This is a genomic window from Methylobacterium sp. NFXW15 (assembly GCF_049887755.1).
Lineage (GTDB): Bacteria > Pseudomonadota > Alphaproteobacteria > Rhizobiales > Beijerinckiaceae > Methylobacterium.
The window spans coordinates 173,234-190,102 of the sequence record NZ_JAGEKG010000002.1 but is presented as its reverse complement, the minus strand read 5'-3'; the positions used below and the strand labels follow the sequence as shown (position 1 = coordinate 190,102).

General features: G+C 65.3%; 14 protein-coding genes and 1 tRNA gene. 8 read left to right on the top strand and 7 right to left on the bottom strand.

Annotation, left to right across the window (positions count from 1 at the left end; translation table 11 throughout):
- Position 1 precedes the first annotated feature (1 nt).
- The gene (gene tig, locus J4O73_RS05160) at positions 2-1,396 is read right to left on the bottom strand and encodes a trigger factor (RefSeq protein WP_426215240.1); all 1,395 of its coding nucleotides are present in this window, start codon (positions 1,394-1,396) and stop codon (positions 2-4) included.
- Positions 1,397-1,516: 120 nt separating this feature from the next.
- Positions 1,517-1,601: transfer RNA gene (locus tag J4O73_RS05155), tRNA-Leu, on the bottom strand.
- Between the two features lie 179 nt (positions 1,602-1,780).
- Here J4O73_RS05155 and J4O73_RS05150 point away from each other — a divergent pair.
- Positions 1,781-3,295: a multicopper oxidase family protein gene (locus tag J4O73_RS05150; RefSeq protein WP_426215238.1), complete on the top strand. Its 1,515-nt coding sequence runs from the start codon at positions 1,781-1,783 to the stop codon at positions 3,293-3,295.
- On the opposite strand, the gene J4O73_RS05145 is transcribed toward J4O73_RS05150, so the two are convergent.
- Positions 3,288-4,808, bottom strand: a complete 1,521-nt coding sequence (locus J4O73_RS05145; protein ID WP_426215236.1) for an NAD(P)H-hydrate dehydratase — start codon at positions 4,806-4,808, stop codon at positions 3,288-3,290. The genes J4O73_RS05150 and J4O73_RS05145 overlap by 8 nt on opposite strands.
- 162 nt (positions 4,809-4,970) lie before the next feature.
- Between J4O73_RS05145 and J4O73_RS05140 the strand changes: the two genes are divergently transcribed.
- A complete protein-coding gene (locus J4O73_RS05140) occupies positions 4,971-5,309 on the top strand; it encodes a P-II family nitrogen regulator (protein ID WP_238248076.1) in 339 nt (112 codons plus the stop codon).
- A gap of 165 nt (positions 5,310-5,474) precedes the next feature.
- Positions 5,475-5,648: a DUF2735 domain-containing protein gene (locus tag J4O73_RS05135; RefSeq protein WP_426215233.1), complete on the top strand. Its 174-nt coding sequence runs from the start codon at positions 5,475-5,477 to the stop codon at positions 5,646-5,648.
- A 345-nt stretch (positions 5,649-5,993) separates the two neighbouring features.
- Here the strand turns inward: J4O73_RS05135 and J4O73_RS05130 are convergent, their stop codons facing one another.
- Positions 5,994-7,028: a glutamine synthetase beta-grasp domain-containing protein gene (locus J4O73_RS05130; protein WP_426215231.1), complete on the bottom strand. Its 1,035-nt coding sequence runs from the start codon at positions 7,026-7,028 to the stop codon at positions 5,994-5,996.
- A gap of 269 nt (positions 7,029-7,297) precedes the next feature.
- Here J4O73_RS05130 and J4O73_RS05125 point away from each other — a divergent pair, with 269 nt between their 5' ends.
- Positions 7,298-7,729 (top strand): hypothetical protein, encoded by a 432-nt coding sequence (locus J4O73_RS05125; RefSeq protein WP_426215229.1) that lies wholly within the window; start codon positions 7,298-7,300, stop codon positions 7,727-7,729.
- A 398-nt stretch (positions 7,730-8,127) separates the two neighbouring features.
- Positions 8,128-9,537 carry a type I glutamate--ammonia ligase gene (gene glnA / locus J4O73_RS05120; protein ID WP_426215227.1) on the top strand — a complete coding sequence of 470 codons (1,410 nt, stop codon included), beginning with the start codon at positions 8,128-8,130 and terminating at the stop codon, positions 9,535-9,537.
- 292 nt (positions 9,538-9,829) lie between these two features.
- On the opposite strand, the gene J4O73_RS05115 is transcribed toward glnA, so the two are convergent.
- Positions 9,830-10,456 (bottom strand): ribonuclease D, encoded by a 627-nt coding sequence (locus tag J4O73_RS05115; protein ID WP_426215225.1) that lies wholly within the window; start codon positions 10,454-10,456, stop codon positions 9,830-9,832.
- Positions 10,457-10,614: 158 nt separating this feature from the next.
- Here J4O73_RS05115 and J4O73_RS05110 point away from each other — a divergent pair, with 158 nt between their 5' ends.
- A complete protein-coding gene (locus J4O73_RS05110; protein WP_426215983.1) occupies positions 10,615-11,043 on the top strand; it encodes a cupin domain-containing protein in 429 nt (142 codons plus the stop codon).
- On the opposite strand, the gene J4O73_RS05105 is transcribed toward J4O73_RS05110, so the two are convergent.
- Positions 11,044-11,922, bottom strand: a complete 879-nt coding sequence (locus J4O73_RS05105) for a DMT family transporter (RefSeq protein ID WP_426215223.1) — start codon at positions 11,920-11,922, stop codon at positions 11,044-11,046.
- Between the two features lie 383 nt (positions 11,923-12,305).
- On the opposite strand from J4O73_RS05105, the gene J4O73_RS05100 reads away from it, so the two are divergent.
- Positions 12,306-13,925, top strand: a complete 1,620-nt coding sequence (locus tag J4O73_RS05100; protein WP_426215221.1) for a porin — start codon at positions 12,306-12,308, stop codon at positions 13,923-13,925.
- Between the two features lie 327 nt (positions 13,926-14,252).
- Positions 14,253-15,629, top strand: a complete 1,377-nt coding sequence (locus J4O73_RS05095; protein ID WP_426215219.1) for a 2-hydroxycarboxylate transporter family protein — start codon at positions 14,253-14,255, stop codon at positions 15,627-15,629.
- Between the two features lie 120 nt (positions 15,630-15,749).
- On the opposite strand, the gene J4O73_RS05090 is transcribed toward J4O73_RS05095, so the two are convergent.
- Positions 15,750-16,817: a GSCFA domain-containing protein gene (locus J4O73_RS05090; RefSeq protein WP_426215217.1), complete on the bottom strand. Its 1,068-nt coding sequence runs from the start codon at positions 16,815-16,817 to the stop codon at positions 15,750-15,752.
- Positions 16,818-16,869 lie beyond the last annotated feature (52 nt).

Sequence of the window (16,869 nt, the reverse complement as noted above, 5' to 3'; positions counted from 1 at the left end):
CTCAGTCGGCCGAATCGGCCTTCGCAGCCGGCTTATCACCGGTCGTGTCGTCTTCCTCGTCGTCGGCGAACAGGGCGTCCTTCGCGACGGGCTCTTCCGTGACTTTGACCTGACCGAGGACGTGGTCAACCACCTTTTCCTCGAACAGGGGGGCCCGCAGCTCCGCGAGCGCCTGCGCGTTCTTACGGTAGAAGTCCCAAACCTGCTGCTCCTGGCCCGGGAACTGCCGCACCCGAGCGATGAGGGCCTGATTGACCTCTTCGTCCGAGACCTTGATATCGGCGCTCTCGCCGACCTGCGCAAGCACAAGACCCAGACGCACGCGGCGCTCGGCGATGGTGCGGTACTCGGCCTTCGCCTTTTCCTCGTCCGTGCCCTCGTCCTCGAAGGTCTTGCCACGGGTCTTCAGGTCCTGCTCGACCTGGGCCCACACTGCAGCGAATTCCTGCGCGACCAGCGACGGGGGCAGTTCGAATGCGTACTTGCCGTCCAGGGCGTCGAGGAGCTCCTTCTTCAGACGGCGACGCGAAGCGGCCTCGTAGTCGCTGCCGATCGCCTTGGAGATGGCGTCCTTCAGATCGGCCAGGGAGTCCATGCCCATGGTCTTGGCGAACTCGTCGTCGATCTTGGCCTCACCGGGCTGCTGGATCTTCGTGACGGTCACGTCGAACTCGGCATCCTTGCCGGCGAGCTGCTCGGCGCCGTACTCGGCCGGGAAGGTCACCTTGACGAGGCGCTGCTCGCCGACCTTGGCGCTGACGATCTGATCCTCGAAGCCGGGGATGAAGGTGTTCGAGCCGAGTTCGAGGTCGATGCCCTCGCCCTTGCCGCCCTGGAACTCCTCGCCGTCGATACGGCCGACGAAATCGATGGTGACGCGGTCGCCCTTCTCGGCGGCGGCGCCTTCCTCACGCTCGGTGAAGGGACGGCTCTGGCCCGCCATCCGATCGAGCGCCTCGTTGACCTCCTCGTCGGAGGGGGTGGCGACGAGCTTGGTCAGGCTCACATCCGAGAGGTCGGCGAGCTCGAAGCTCGGCATCACCTCGAGGGCGACCTTGAAGGCGAGGTCGGCCTTGGCATCCAGGGCCTTCTCGACCTCCTGCTGGTCGGACGGGAACTCGATCTGCGGCTCGAGGGCGAGCTTCAGGTTGTTGTCCGTGACGATCTTGCGATTCGCCTCGTTCACGGCGTTCTGAACGACATCGGCCATCACCGAGCGGCCATAGACCTTGCGCAGGTGGGCGACCGGCACCTTGCCGGGGCGGAAGCCCTTCAGCTGCACCTTGTCCTTCATGCCGGCGAGTTCGCTGGTCAGGCGCTCCTCGAGTTCCTGGGCGGCCAGCAGGACCTGATATTCCCGCTTGAGCCCCTGGGTGTTGATCTCGGTGACCTGCATCGTCGTCGCTCTTCCAGAATCGTTTGCGGCCTCGCCCCATCGAAACCGGGTCGAGGTTCTGCGGCGGCAGGGGATCGGGCGTCGGCAGGCAGGGGCGAACCCCGCCGTCCCGGGCGGGGCTGGTGCGGGCGGAGGGGCTCGAACCCCCACGTCTTGCGACACTGGAACCTAAATCCAGCGCGTCTACCAGTTCCGCCACGCCCGCGCGCGCCGACAACCCGGCCCGTTCGCCGGCCGCCGGAAGCGCGCCCTATAGCACGGGCAACGGCGCCCGCAGCAAAAAACTTGAGCCTGAGCGGCGCGAGTTTCACCATAACGGCTCCGGTGGCGCTGCACGCCCTGCGCGGCTATGGAGCGGCGCTCCGATGCCGCCCCCGAGGGTCCATGGCCGACACGTCCACGCCGCATCCCGCCGCCGATTCTCCGCAGGAAGAGCGGACGTCCCCGTCGCGGCGCGCCCTGGTCGGGGGACTCGCGGCCATGGGCCTTGCCGGTCCCGCCTTCGCGCAGGGTCGGAAGGCGGGACCGGCCCCCACACCGGCTCCCGCGCCGACGACGCAGACCTCGGCTCCGCTGCCTGAGCCGACCCCGCTTCAGGCGGGACCGGGCCAACTGCGCTTGAAGCCGGAGCCGGCGCAGGAGACGGCCGTGTGGTGCTTCGATGGGCGAAGCGCACCGCCGCTCGTGCGGGTGAAACTCGGCCAGCCCGTACGGCTGCGCCTGAAGAACGGCACGGACAAGCCGCTCTCCCTGCACTGGCACGGCGTGCGGAACGTTAACGCCATGGACGGGGTCGGTGGGGTTACGCAGGAGTCCGTGCCGCCGGGTGGCGAGTTCCTATACGATTTCACGCCTCCCGATGCCGGCACGTTCCTCATCCGGCCATTGGTGGTCGGTGGATCGAGCGAACCGTCTGGCCGGGGGCTGGCAGGGCTTCTCGTCGTCGAGGAGACGAACCCGCCGTCCGTGGATGCCGATCTCGGCCTGCTGCTGCAGGATTGGCGCCTCGAGGCCGATGGTAGCCTGATGCCGTTCGGACAGGAGGCCTTCGCCGCCGCCAGCGGGCGGCTCGGCAACGTGGTGACGGTGAATGGCGGCCCCGCCCCGCAGAATGTCGAGGCCCGGCCCGGCGCCCGGCTGCGCCTGCGTGTCGCCAACGGCTGCAACGCGCGAGGCACGCGCCTGCGATTCGAGGGGGTGAAGGTTTATGTCGCGGCCGTCGATGGCCAGCCGACCGACACGTTCGAGCCTCTGCGCGCGACTCTCCCCTTTCCGCCGGGCACTCGCTACGACCTGATGATCGATCTGCCGGAGGAAGAGGGAGCCACGGCCAGCGTCATCGCGCTGATCGGCCAGGGGATGACGCTAGCGAGCGTGACGACCAAGGGCGAGAAACTGCCGCAGACGCGCGGGCGCATCGGCCCCATCGGCGAGAACAAGAAGCTCCCCGCCGAGGTGAAGCTGCAGAACGCAATGCGGCGAGACGTGGTGATCACCGGCGGCGCCTTCATGCCGAAGGAGAATGCCGACACCAAGGACAAGCCGAGCCCCGAACCGGTCTATACCGGCGATGCGAAGAAGGTCTGGGCAATCAACGGCATCAGCGGCGCTTCGGGCCAAGCCCCGGCCTTCTCGGTGAAGCGCGGTCAGGTCGTGGTGCTGACACTGCGGAACGACACCGCATTCCCGCAGGGCCTGCATCTCCACGGCCATTGCTTCCGGCTGCTCCACCCCTTGGACGACGGGTGGGAGCCCTATTGGCTCGACACGTTCCAGTTGCTCGAAGGCCGTACCGCGCGGATCGCCTTCCTGGCAGACAACCCAGGGCGCTGGCTCATCAGCGCCACCGTGCTGGAGCGGTTCGACACCGGACTCTGGACCTCTTTCGAGGTTACGTGAGGCTCCGGAGGACGGTCGGCATCAATTCCGGAATGTCCTCCGCGATCAGACCCGGTCCATGGCGCAGGCCCGCATCGCCATGGAGCCAGACAGCGGCGCAGGCGGCCTCGAACGCGGGCATCCCCTGCGCCAGCAAACCGGCGATCAAGCCGCCGAGCACGTCACCGGAACCGGCGGTGCCGAGATAGGGCGTGCCGTGATCGTTGATGGCGGCTCGCCCATCGGGATGCGCCACCACCGTGTCGGAGCCCTTGAACACCATGACCGCGCCGGTTACCGCGGCGGCGGCCCTGGCGCGTTCGACCTTGCTGCCCGCCTGCATGACCTTCGTGTCGTCGAACAGCCGGGCGAACTCGCCCGCATGGGGCGTCAGCACCGCTTCACCGCCCCCGTCCGCGATCAGTCCGGCCAGATGCCTCGCTCCGCCCGCGAAGCTCGTGAGCGCGTCGGCATCGAGGACAAGGCGGCGCCCGGCCGAGGCCGCTACCGCCACGCGGTCCCGCGTCGGTTCTCCGACCCCGAGGCCCGGCCCGAGCAGAACCACGTTCAGCCGCTCGTCCGTCAGAAGATCGTCGAGGTCGTCGGGCTCCTCGCAGCGGCGCAGCATGATCGCCGTGACATGCGCCGCGTTCTCGGCGAGCGCCGCAGCGGGCGAGGCTAGAGTCACCAGCCCCGCGCCGATGCGCAGGGCCGCGCGAGCGGCAAGGCGTGCTGCGCCGGTCTTCGTTGCGGGACCGGACACGATCACCGCATGGCCGCGCGTATATTTATGGCTCGCCCGCGTGAGGCGGGGGAAGTCCTCGCGCCAGAGATCCGGGCCGTTGTGATGGAGCGGCGGCAATGAGGCCGCGAGTCCGGCAGCGATCGCCGCCTCCCCCGCGCCGATCTGCGCCACATGAACCTGCCCGCAAAGCGACCGTCCGGGTTCGAGCAAATGGGCAGGTTTCAGCGCGACGAACGTGACGGTCTCGACCGCCTCGAACGCCGCGCCCCGCACCGCCCCGCTCTCGCCATCGACCCCGCTCGGAACGTCGACGGCCAGGACCGGCAGGCGCGCCGAACGCACGGCCGCGACCATGGCAAGTGCGGCCCCATCGAGGTCCCGCGAGAGCCCCGCGCCGAACAGTGCGTCGATCACGAGACTGACGTCGGCGAGATCGCCGGGCAGCGCCGCGAGCACCGGGCCAGCCCATTGGGCGGCGGCAAGAGCCGCATCGCCTTTCAGGGCCCCTCGCTCCCCGAGCAGCACCAACGAGACGGAATACCCCTCCTCTTCGAGGAGGCGAGCCGCGACGAAGCCGTCGCCGCCATTGTTGCCCGGCCCGCAAAGCACGAGAACGTGTCCGCCCTTCGGTGCCAGGGCCTGGGCACGTGCCGCGACAGCCGCTCCGGCCGCCTCCATCAGCGCAATGCCGGGAACGCCGCCCGCAATGGCCGCCGCATCGAGTCTGCCCACCGCCGAAACGCTGAGCACCCGCGTGCCGATGCCGAACTCTGCCCTTGCCTCGACCATTGGATGCTCACCTAATGGACAAATTCGCGCCGATCGCCTCAATGATGCGCAGCAAATGCACAAGAAATAGGCTGATTGAAGGGCCACAACGGCAAAACGCCGTGGCGGCTGGATCGCGGCGATGTTACTGTCCGGCAACGTGCATAGACAGGCCCGAGCGGCATGAAGAAGATCGAAGCGATCATCAAGCCCTTCAAGTTGGATGAAGTGAAGGAGGCCCTCCAGGAGGTCGGCCTCCAGGGCATCACCGTGATCGAGGCCAAGGGCTTCGGTCGGCAGAAGGGCCATACGGAGCTGTATCGCGGCGCCGAATACGTGGTCGACTTCCTGCCGAAGGTGAAGCTCGAGATCGTGCTTTCCGACGCGCTCGTGGAAGGGGCGGTGGACGCAATCCGCAAGTCCGCCCAGACCGGCCGCATTGGCGACGGCAAGATCTTCGTCTCGACCATCGAAGAGGCAATCCGCATTCGTACCGGTGAGACCGGCCCGGACGCGATTTGACCGGATCGGGCAGTTTAGGACCACTATTTCCGACTGCCTGATTTTCGGCCTTGCACGAATATCCGGCAAACACTTTTTCGGCATGGGCGCCGTCGTGTCGTGACCTTACATTCCTCCTGACGAGGCGGCCCACGGGGCCGCCAAAACAGCCGGGAGGACTGAGCGATGGACGCACACGACCTACGCGGACCCGCCAAAGTCGTCGATCTCGCAGCATTCCGCCGCGCGCAGGCCGCCAGACGGCCGCAGGAGACGGCGAAGCCGACCCCTGTCGTCACGGGCGGTGCCTGGTATCACGAAGCCGCCATCCGCGACGACGACCGCACCCGCGGGCGGTGAGGCCTTGCCCTATCTCACTCCGTAATCGCGAGCGAAGCGTTGCGATCCAGAGCGGTGGCTGACGGAGTTGAGCCACCCCCATACTGGATCCCCGGTCGTCTTTGCGAGCGCAGCGAAGCAATCCACGGAGGCGTATCGTTCCGAGGCGTCCTACTGCTCAGGATTGCCTCGCTGACGCTCGCAAAAACTGAGGCAGGGGAGCCAACTCGGTTAGATACAGATCTAACGCCATACAGCTCCGGGTAAGTCGCTTTGCGGAATGGCTTTGCCGCGATGGCGTGACGTCGACAAAGAAAAGGCCGGGCTCGCAAGCCCGGCCTTTTCGTTTGACGTTAGGTCGGATCCTCAGGCCGCGGCAGAGCCGGCGGTCGGCACCGAAGAGATCGTCTTCAGCACCTGCGAGGCGATTTGGTAGGGGTCGCCCTGGGAGTTCGGGCGGCGATCCTCAAGGTAACCCTTGTAGCCGTTGTTCACGAAGGAGTGGGGCACGCGGATCGAAGCACCGCGGTCGGCCACGCCGTAGCTGAACTTGTTCCACGGCGCGGTCTCATGCTTGCCGGTGAGGCGCATGTGGTTGTCCGGCCCGTAGACGGCGATGTGATCCTCGATGTTGACCTCGAAGGCCTTCATCAGGCTCTCGAAATACTCCTTGCCGCCGATTTCGCGCATGTAGGCGGTCGAGAAGTTGCAGTGCATGCCCGACCCGTTCCAATCGGTGTCGCCGAGCGGCTTGCAATGGTACTCGATGTCGATCTCGTACTTCTCGCAGAGGCGCTGCAGAAGGTAGCGGGCCATCCACATCTCGTCGGCGGCTTTCTTGGAGCCCTTGCCGAAGATCTGGAATTCCCACTGGCCCTTCGCCACTTCGGCGTTGATGCCCTCGTGGTTGATGCCGGCCGCGAGGCAGAGATCGAGGTGCTCCTCGACGATCTGGCGAGCGATGCTGCCGACGTTCGAGTAGCCGACGCCGGTGTAGTACGGGCCCTGCGGGGCGGGGTAACCCTGCTCCGGGAAGCCGAGCGGACGGCCGTTCTTGTAGAAGAAGTATTCCTGCTCGAAGCCGAACCACGCGCCCGCATCGTCGAGGATGGTCGCGCGCTTGTTCGACTCGTGCGGGGTCTTGCCGTCCGGCATCATCACTTCACACAGCACCAGCACGCCGTTGGTGCGGGCCGGATCGGGGAAGTGGCGCACGGGCTTGAGCATGCAGTCGGAGCTGCCACCCTCGGCCTGCTTCGTCGACGACCCGTCGAAGCCCCACATCGGAAGCTGCTCAAGGGTCGGGAAGCTATCGAATTCCTTGATCTGCGTTTTGCCGCGCAGGTTTGGCACCGGCGTGTAGCCGTCGAGCCATATATACTCGAGCTTGTATTTCGTCATTCCGGTCTCTCGCCGATCCCTCGATCTCTCGTCGACGCGGAGCCTGGCAGATCAGGAGGCTCCGGCGAACGGCTTGCCGCCTTCCGGCAGCTGCGAACCCCTAAGCATGCATCGTGCCATTGGTGCGGCGGAAGCTGCGAAGTTCCGTTTCGATCAATCACAGAATCGTGAGATGTCGGCGGATCATGATTGGATTGCGGGGCGCAATATTTTTGTGATGTTCTGCCTATTATCCTATTGTAGGTCATGCCCGTCAGGGGAGCGTCGGGATGAAATCGTCGCCGTTCAAAATTCAACGGCGGTGGTGCCGCCTTTCAGTCTTGATGATGCATGCGGCCATTCTCCTTGCCGCATCGCCCCTCAAAGCCTTCAACCTCAATCAGCCGCGCGATCCGATATCCTATCAGTGGATTAGCGAAAGCAGTGACGCCGAATTTCTTTCGCAAAATGCTAGCACGATTATCTTTGCCGCAGATCACCAAGATCGCCGTCCAGGCATTACTATTTGCCAGGAAGAAAGTAGCGGTCATCTTGTCCAAAATTATATTGTAAAAATTGAACAGGATATGCCGCAATCCGTTCAGAGCGAGCAATATCGAACGTGCTTCGTCGTGAACGAGCGCAGGCAGGCCGGATTTTTTGTTCTCTCGAGTTTACAAATGACGTTTAGCAAAATGCAGCCGTCGAAAGAATTCAAATAATACGGCAGAATGTTCATTCAGGACTTAGAACTTTTCGGAAACTCGATGGAAGAAATAATTGACTACATAATACGAAACTACGATGAAGAACGAAGAAGAAAATTGCGCAATTTCATCGACAAAATACTGGAATTAGATCTGAATAATCACGAATTGCAACGACTTTGGTCAGCGACACACAGTGATATTTAATTGAAGACCGCAGAAGGATTTAAGACCTTTCTGAGGATGACGCGAGATCGGCTCTGACGCGCAGGTCGAACCGCAGCGAGCCAAGGCGTGATGCGAGTTGATCGAATTCGCGCCTCAAGGGCGATTCAGCATCATCCGGGTGGTGCCGAGCCGAGGCGGACTGTATGGGTCGGCCCGGCTGAACGAAAGCCAGGAGAGACGCCACGATGACCACCGCAGCCGAAGTGCTCAAGACGATCCGGGACAACGATGTCCGCTACGTCGACCTCCGCTTCACCGACCCGCGCGGCAAGTGGCAGCACGTGACCTTCGACGTTTCGATGGTCGATGACGCCTTCTTCAGCGAGGGCCAGATGTTCGACGGCTCGTCGATTGCCGGCTGGAAGGCGATCAACGAGTCGGACATGCTGCTGATGCCCGATCCGTCCACGGCCGTGATGGATCCGTTCTTCTCGGCCTCGACGCTGTCCGTCGTCTGCGACGTGCTCGAGCCCGAGAGCGGCGAGCCCTACGGCCGCGACCCGCGCTGCACCGCCAAGCGCGCCGAGGCCTACCTTCAGGAAATCGGCATCGCCGACACGGTCTATGTCGGCCCCGAGGCCGAGTTCTTCGTGTTCGATGACGTGAAGTTCTCCGCCGACCCGTACCGCACCGGCTTCGAGCTCGATTCGACCGAGCTGCCGACCAACGGCTTCACCGATTACGAGGGCGGCAACCTCGGCCACCGGATCCAGATGAAGGGCGGCTATTTCCCGGTGCCGCCGCAGGACTCGGCGCAGGACATGCGCGGCGAGATGCTGGCGGCGATGGCGGCCATGGGCGCCACGGTCGAGAAGCACCACCACGAAGTGGCCAGCGCCCAGCACGAGCTCGGCTTGAAGTACGACAGCCTGACGACGATCGCCGACCACCTGCAGATCTATAAGTACTGCATTCACAACGTGGCGCAGAGCTACGGCAAGACGGCGACCTTCATGCCGAAGCCGGTCTACGGCGATAACGGCTCGGGCATGCACGTGCACCTGTCGCTCTGGAAGGACGGCAAGCCGCTCTTCGCGGGCGATAAGTATGCCGGCCTCAGCCAGGAATGCCTGTACTTCATCGGCGGCATCATCAAGCACGCCAAGGCACTCAACGCCTTCACCAACCCCTCGACCAACTCGTACAAGCGGCTGGTGCCGGGCTACGAGGCCCCCGTGCTGCTGGCCTACTCGGCCCGCAACCGCTCGGCCTCCTGCCGTATCCCGTGGACGAAGAGCCCGAACGCCAAGCGTGTCGAGGTTCGTTTCCCCGATCCGACCGCCAACCCGTACCTCGCCTTCTCGGCGCTGCTGATGGCCGGCCTCGACGGCATCCGCAACAAGATCGATCCCGGCTCCGCGATGGACAAGGACCTCTACGATCTGCCGCCGAAGGAGCTTCGCCGCATCCCGACCGTGTGCGGCTCCCTGCGCGAAGCCCTCACCAGCCTCGACAAGGACCACGCCTTCCTGACGGCGGGCAACGTCTTCACCGAGGATCAGATCGAGTCGTTCATCGAGCTGAAGATGGCCGAGGTCCTGCGCTACGAGATGACCCCGCACCCGATCGAGTTCGTGCAGTACTACTCGCTGTAATCAGGCTATTCTTGAGCGCTTGATGCACGCCGGGGCCTTCGGGCTCCGGCGTTTTTATTGCGGGAGGCATCTTAGCCTCAACCACACACGTCAGGAATCGACGGATCCTCCCCGCCGGCCTGATCGGGAAGTGGCCGGCGAGGAGGATCTGGCCCAGTTGCTAAGCTCGGGCTTGGACAAGCTAGCAGTATCCGGACCTGATACCGTCACCGCAAAGCATCACCCATCCCGCGACGGCGCAACTTTAGGCAATCATCGTACGCCGTATGGTCGCAGTGATGCGCGGCTGCACTCACGTATGCGCGAAAATGTCGGCCTCGGGCCATCCGATCAGGTCGAGCTTGGCGCGGGATGGCAGGAACCGGAAGCACGCGTCGGCGAGATCGGTGCGCCCTTCGCGCGCGAGCATCGAATCGAGTCGGGTCTTGGCGGCATGCAGGTGGAGCACGTCCGAGGCGGCGTAATCGAGCTGCGCCTGGGTGAGCGTGTCGGCGCCCCAATCCGAGGATTGCTGCTGCTTCGAGAGATCGACCCCCACCGTCTCGCGAACCACGTCCTTCAGGCCGTGCCGGTCGGTGTAGGTCCGGGCGAGCTTGGACGCGATCTTGGTGCAATAGACCGGCGAGGGCATGACCCCGAGACGATGGAACAGCACCGCGAGATCGAAGCGGGCGAAGTGGAAGATCTTCAGCACCGATTCGTCACCGAGCACGCGGATCAGATTTGCGGGCGCGGGACCGCCGGGGACGATCTGCACCACGTCGGCCGTGCCGTCTCCGGTCGAGAGTTGCACCACGCAGAGACGATCCCGGTGTGGGTTCAGCCCCAGCGTCTCCGTGTCGATGGCCACCGACGAACCGGGATCGTAGGAGGCGGGCAGGTCGCCGCGATGCAGGCGGACGTTGGGGTTCTGGCTCACGGACAGGCTCGGGCTGGGAAAAGACCGGCCGGTATCATCGCGGCTGGAACCGGACAAGGCGATCCCCTGCAGGGCTGGGAGCGGAGCTGCCTGCGCCCTAAGGGTAAGGCACGCAAGTACGGCTGAGGGATACGCCACCCATGAACGATATCGCCTCCATGAGCGCCGCCGAGGTGATCAAGGTGCTGGAACTCCAGCCGCATCCGGAAGGCGGACATTACCGCGAGACGTTCCGGGACCCCGCCGCGACGGCGGAGCGCTCGGTCGGCACGGCGATCTACTTCCTCTTGGATGTTGGTGAGGTCTCCGCGTGGCATCGGATCGATGCGGCGGAGATCTGGCATTGGTATGCGGGCGCGCCCCTCGTCATCAGCATCAGCCCCAATGGGCATGATGCCTCGGCGCATCATCTCGGGCCGGAGATCGCGCGCGGTCAGCGGCCGCAATTCGTGGTGCCGGGCGGCTACTGGCAGACAGCCACCAGCCTGGGGGCCTGGACACTCGTGGGCTGCACGGTGGCGCCGGGCTTCGACTTCTCCAAATTCGAGATGGCCCCGCCGGACTGGCGCCCCCTCCCCCGCGCCTGATCAAGCTTTCCGCGAGGCGCGCACGGCACAAAGCGCACCCGCGACGATCAGCAGGCAGGACAGGGCCAGCGACGGCCTCGCCGGGGCATACCCGGCAAGGACGAGGATCAAGGTGGAGAGGACCGGGGCCGCATAGGCCGCGACGCCCAGTAGGCGGACATCACCGCGCTTGCAGCCGATATCCCAGAGATAGAAGGCGGCGCCGACCGGCCCCAACCCGAGCAGCACGATGGCCGCCCAGGATGTCGCATCCGTCGGCCACACCGTCGTCTCGAAGAGCAGATGACAGACGACACTGAGAAGCCCCGTGGCGAGGCAGAAACCCGCCACGGCGTCTGTCGGCACGGCACCAGCCCTGGCTGAGAGAAGAGAATAGCCCGCCCAGACGAAGGCCGCCGCCAGGGCCGCCCCATAACCCGGCAGCGACTGCGCGTCGAAGCCGAGATCGCGCCCCGCAAACAGCATCGCGACGCCTGCAAGGCCCATGAGCGCGCCGATCACATGGCCGCGCTTCAGCCCGGTCGAGCCGGGGAGCCAGGCGGAGAACAGCACGATCAGCAACGGCCATAGATAGTTGATGAGACCCGCCTCGGCAGGCGGCGCAAGGCGAAGGGCCGAGAAATACAAGGCGTGGTAGCCGAACAGCCCGCCGACCCCGATCAGCCAGACAGGCAATGGCTGACGCAGCGCCCGGGCTCGCTCCGGGCGCTGGACGAAGCGCAGGCAGCCGAGGGCTCCGCCGATCGTGAAGGTGAGCGCGGCAAGTTCGAAAGGCGGTACACCACCGGAGGCCGCGGTAAACAGGGCGAGCAATGCCCATAGAAGAATGGCCCCGAACCCGACCAGCGTCGCGCGGCTCGCCCGCGAATCTGTCTTCATTATCCACACATCCGCATTCGCGAACCGACTCGTCCCCTCCTCGGAAGGGGCGAGCGAGGGTCCACTCCCCCCATAAACTGCACGGGAAACGGGCAAACCCGGCCTCAAAGCCGGGCTCCATGCACAGCACGCAAACCTTTGCCGGCATTCGACTTCCGAAGTTGTTGCGGGTCGGCAACAGCAGATCGCAACGAGTTAATCCACCGCAAATCCAAGTTGCTCCGGCTTGGCCGTTCGCACATGGTGACGGTGCACGGGGGCATCGCAGAGCGACGGCCCGCTGGAGCCCGCCACTTAAGACGCGGGCCAGATCGAAAAAAGAACGCGGTCAGACCCGGCAACAGGGCAGCCGCATCTTGGGTCTCGAAGCTTTGGAGATGATGATGAAGCTCTTGAAGAGCTCGCTACTCGGCTCGGCCGCGGCTCTCGCCGCCGTCACCGCCGCAAGTGCTGCCGACCTCCCGGTCAAGAAGGCCATTCCGGTCGAATTCGTCCGTGTCTGCTCCGCCTACGGCGCGGGCTTCTTCTACATCCCCGGCACCGACACCTGCCTGCGCCTGTCCGGCCGCGCCCGCTTCGAGGGTGGCTACCAGACCAGCTACGCTCGCACGAACGGCAACGGTGACACCGCCGGCTACCGTGGTCTCGCCCGCATCAACCTCGATGCCCGCACCCAGACCGGCTACGGCACCCTGCGCGCCTTCCTGCGCGTCGAAGTCGCCTCCCGCACCGGCGGTCCGTACGCTGGTGGCACCTCCGGTACCCAGCAGCGCATCGGCAACGCCTTCGCCGCCCTCGGCCCGGATCAGTTCGGCCGCGCCCAGACCTACGTGAACGCCGATAAGGCCTTCGTGCAGTTCGCCGGTCTCACCGCCGGTCGCGCCTCCTCGTTCTTCGACTTCTACGCCCACGACTTCGAGTTCGCCGCCGCCACCGGTGGTTCGGACATCGCGTCGACCAACCTGTTCGCCTACACCGCGACCCTCGGCAACGGCTTCTCCGCCACGCTGTCGGTCGAAGACCCGACCGCTCGCCGCTCGGCCATCTACTCGCCGGTCGCCCCGACCGCGACCGTCACCAACGGCGCGATCACCTCGTTCGGCGTGACCAACATCCAGGCCCCGATCATCACGACGGTGAACGGTGTCGTCGGCAGCACGTCGGTCGACGTCATCCAGCGCAACCGTATGCCCGACTTCGTCGGCGTGCTTCGCTACGATGCCGCCTGGGGTTCGGCGCAGGTCTCCGCCGCGTCGCACGAGCTGAACGTCGGCAACCTGGCGCTCACCACGCCGCTGAATGCCGTCGCTCCGGCCCGTCCGTCCAACGAGTACGGCTACGCCGTCCAGGGTGGCATCAAGGTCAACCTGCCGATGATCGCCGCCGGCGATGCCCTCTACCTGCAGGGCGCGTACGGTTCCGGCGCCCAGATGTACACCGGCTACTGTGCCTACTCGGGCTGCTACAACCAGACCGCCGCGACCATCCAGGGCCAGAAGTTCAGCCAGTTCTTCAACGACGCGACGGTCAACCCCTTCACGGGCCGTCTCGAGAAGTCGGAGAGCTTCACGGTCGCCGCCGCCTACCTGCACTACTGGGCGCCTGAGTGGCGTTCGGCCGTGTTCGGCAGCTACGGTGAGATGAGCTACAGCGCCACTGCCCGCAACGCGCAGGGCGTGGCTTCCGGCATCCTCGGTGTCCCGGGCGGCTCAAACGCCGTCGGTGTCCCGGGCACCCGCTTCTTCCAGCTGAGCCAGGCTCTCCGTGACACCTACCAGTTCACGGCTGGCGCCAACATCATCTGGTCGCCGGTGAAGGATCTCGATATCGGTGTCGAGGGCTTCTACACCCAGATCGGCGTGAAGAACGGCCGCGTCATCGACATCGACAAGGATCCGACCGCCTACTCGCGCGTCGGCGCCATCAACGCCGGTGGCTTCGTGCGGACGACGACTGCGGACTCCGTCCAGCAGATCCGTCTCCGCGTCCAGCGCGACTTCTAAGACAAGACCGGAGCCAGGGAGTTCTCTCCCTGGCCCCACCGATGATCCCCGTGTCATGCGGTCTTCGAGGCTCGGCGCTTGCGCCGGGCCTCTTTTCTTTTTCGCGGGATTGCTATCGTCCGGCCCAGTGCATAAATCCCGGTACGCAAAATTGATATGACGGGGATGAACTACAGGGTTCGATCGTTGTCTCCGCCATTGCGTTGCGGGGTATAGGCCGCGCTGCTACGCCCGAGCGAGATTGATTGCAGCGCACCCGCCGAATCCGTCCGGGCCGCAACGCGACACCATCCGGCCCTTCAAGAGGCTGGATCTCGGAGGAATTCGATGGGACCCGCAGCCTCGACCCCGAGCACGGCCGCCACGCCACCCGTGGCCGCCGACGCCTCGCGCCGCTTCTGGCCGGAGGGCTGGTGGCGCCTCATCGACATCAAGATCGGCATCATCCCTCTCCCGGTCTATCTCATCCTGGCTGCCCTCATCGCGATCCTGGTGCAGGAAGGCGAGATCAAGCCGGACGGGCCGACGATGATCGCCGTTCTCGTGATGGGTGGCTTCACCTGCGCCGAGATCGGCAAGCGGATCCCGATCCTCAAGAACATCGGTGCGGGCGCGATCTTCGCGACCTTCATCCCCTCGGCGCTCGTCTACTATAAGTTCGTGCCGCCGCAGATGGAGAAGGCGATCATCGACTTCACCAAGTTCACGAACTTCCTCTACATCTACATCGCGACGATCATCGTCGGGTCCATCCTCGGCATGGACCGCGAAGTGCTGATCAAGGGCTTCCTCAAGATCTTCGCGCCGCTGGCCATCGGCTCGGTGGCGGCGGGCCTCGTCGGCACATTGGTCGGCACGATGCTCGGTATCGGCGCCTACAAGACCTTCTTCTTCATCGTCGTGCCGATCATGGCCGGTGGCGTCGGCGAAGGCGCAATTCCGCTCTCCATCGGCTACGCGGCGATCCTCGGCACGCAGCAGGGCGTGATGTTCGCGCAGGTGTTGCCGCCGGTCATGCTCGGCTCGCTCACCGCCATCGTCCTGTCCGGCACGCTCAACTACGTCGGCAAGAAGAAGCCGCACCTCACCGGCAACGGGAAGCTCCAGCCCGACGCGGAGGAGATGAAGTCGAGCGACGCGCAGGCCAAGGCCGAGGCGGCCCAGAAGGGCATCGATCCCGCCACGATCGGCGCGGCCGGGCTCACCGCCATCACGCTGTATCTGCTCGGCGTCATGGCCCACCATCTCACCGGCCTGCCCGCCCCCGTGGCGATGCTGTTCCTGGCGGTCTTCGCCAAGCTCGCCAGCGCGGTCTCGCCCCGGCTCCAGGCGGGCGGCTTCGTGGTCTACAAGTTCGTGCAGGTCAGCATGACCTACCCGTTGCTCTTCGCCATCGGCGTGGCGCTGACGCCGTGGAAGGACCTGATGGCGGCGTTTACTGTCGTGAACCTCATCACCATCATCGCGACCGTGGGCACGCTAATGACGGTGGGCTTCTTCGTCGGCCGCGCCCTGAACATGTATCCGATCGAGACCGCCATCGTGAACGCCTGTCACAGCGGCCAGGGCGGCACGGGCGATGTCGCGATCCTGACCGCCGCCGACCGGATGGCGCTGATGCCCTTCGCCCAGATCGCCACCCGCATCGGCGGCGCCCTGACGGTGACGGGCACGCTCATCGTGATGAAGTGGATCGGCGCCTGAGCCGAGAGGTCTCGAACGCCGCCCCGATCCGTGACGGGGCGGCGCGATGCGGCGTGTAACGTTCAAGAGTGACGTCGAAGGCAGCGCCGAGCGGAAAAGCCTGATCCAGGGTGAAGCCCTTCACGCCACGCTGCGCTCGATTTCCTCCTCGTCGCAGATCACGCCCGCATTGCCCTCGAACTCGGCGGCGAGGTCGACCGTCGCCTGCAACGGGGCCGCCGAGACCCTGTCCTTGGCGAAGGTGGCGAGGAAGAGCCGCATCACGTGGCGCACGCCCGCATCGTTGATGGTGCGCTGGTCGTCATTGTAGTAGCGCCCGGCATTCACATTGCTGGTGACGATGTCGTAGGCGGGGAAATACACCGCACGCGGATCGTTTCGCGCGACGACCTCTCCCGCCGCCACGCGCAGGACCGACTTGGAGTAGCTGTTGGACTCCATGACGTGCCGGTGCATGTAGGTCGCGATCATCGGCACGGGCGACACCGTGAAGATCACCCGTGCCGTCGGGTTGACGCTCCACAATCGCTCGAGGAACCCGTTCAGGTCGGCCAGCACCTCGGCGGCGCCCGCATTCACGCACTCGTACAGGGTTGGATCGAAGGTGCCTCCGGCCACGCCCGGCGCGAGCGGCAGAGCCGCCCCATCCGCACGCCAGCGCCAGCCTTCGGTGAGGCCGAGGGTCAGGACGAAGACATCGAGGGTCTCGAACAGGTGGCGCACGGCGGCGAGATGCGCGTCGCGGGCGGCCACGACCTCAGCCTCGCTCGCGTAGCCCTGCGGCTCGACGGTGGGACGGAACGGATCGACGTAACGTCCGTCGTCGCGCAGCCACGCCTTCAGTTCCGGATCGAATTGGCCGTAGGCGCGGTCGAACAGCTGCACGAACTGGCGCGTATAGTAGAGGTTTCCGTAGCGAGCCGAGAACGTGCCGAACTGCCGGGCAGTGGCTTCGGCCTCACCCATGCCGGGCGGGGGCGGCTCGGTCAGGTAGTAGTTGAAGCCCGCGCCGCGCACGGCTTCCGCGACCCTCTGCGCGAAGCAGGAGCCGCCCGTGGCGACCTTGTCGGTCGGAGCGATGACGAAGGCGCCCTTCGGGTGCGGATTGACGGCGAAGGGCGGGACGTTCGTCACAACCTTGCGCCAGAATCTCTCGGCCGGTAGACCCGTGTAGGGATTGCTCGACATCCTCGAACCCTTCTCGCCGCTGAGGCGGGTTACGCTCCAGCCGCCCTCCGCT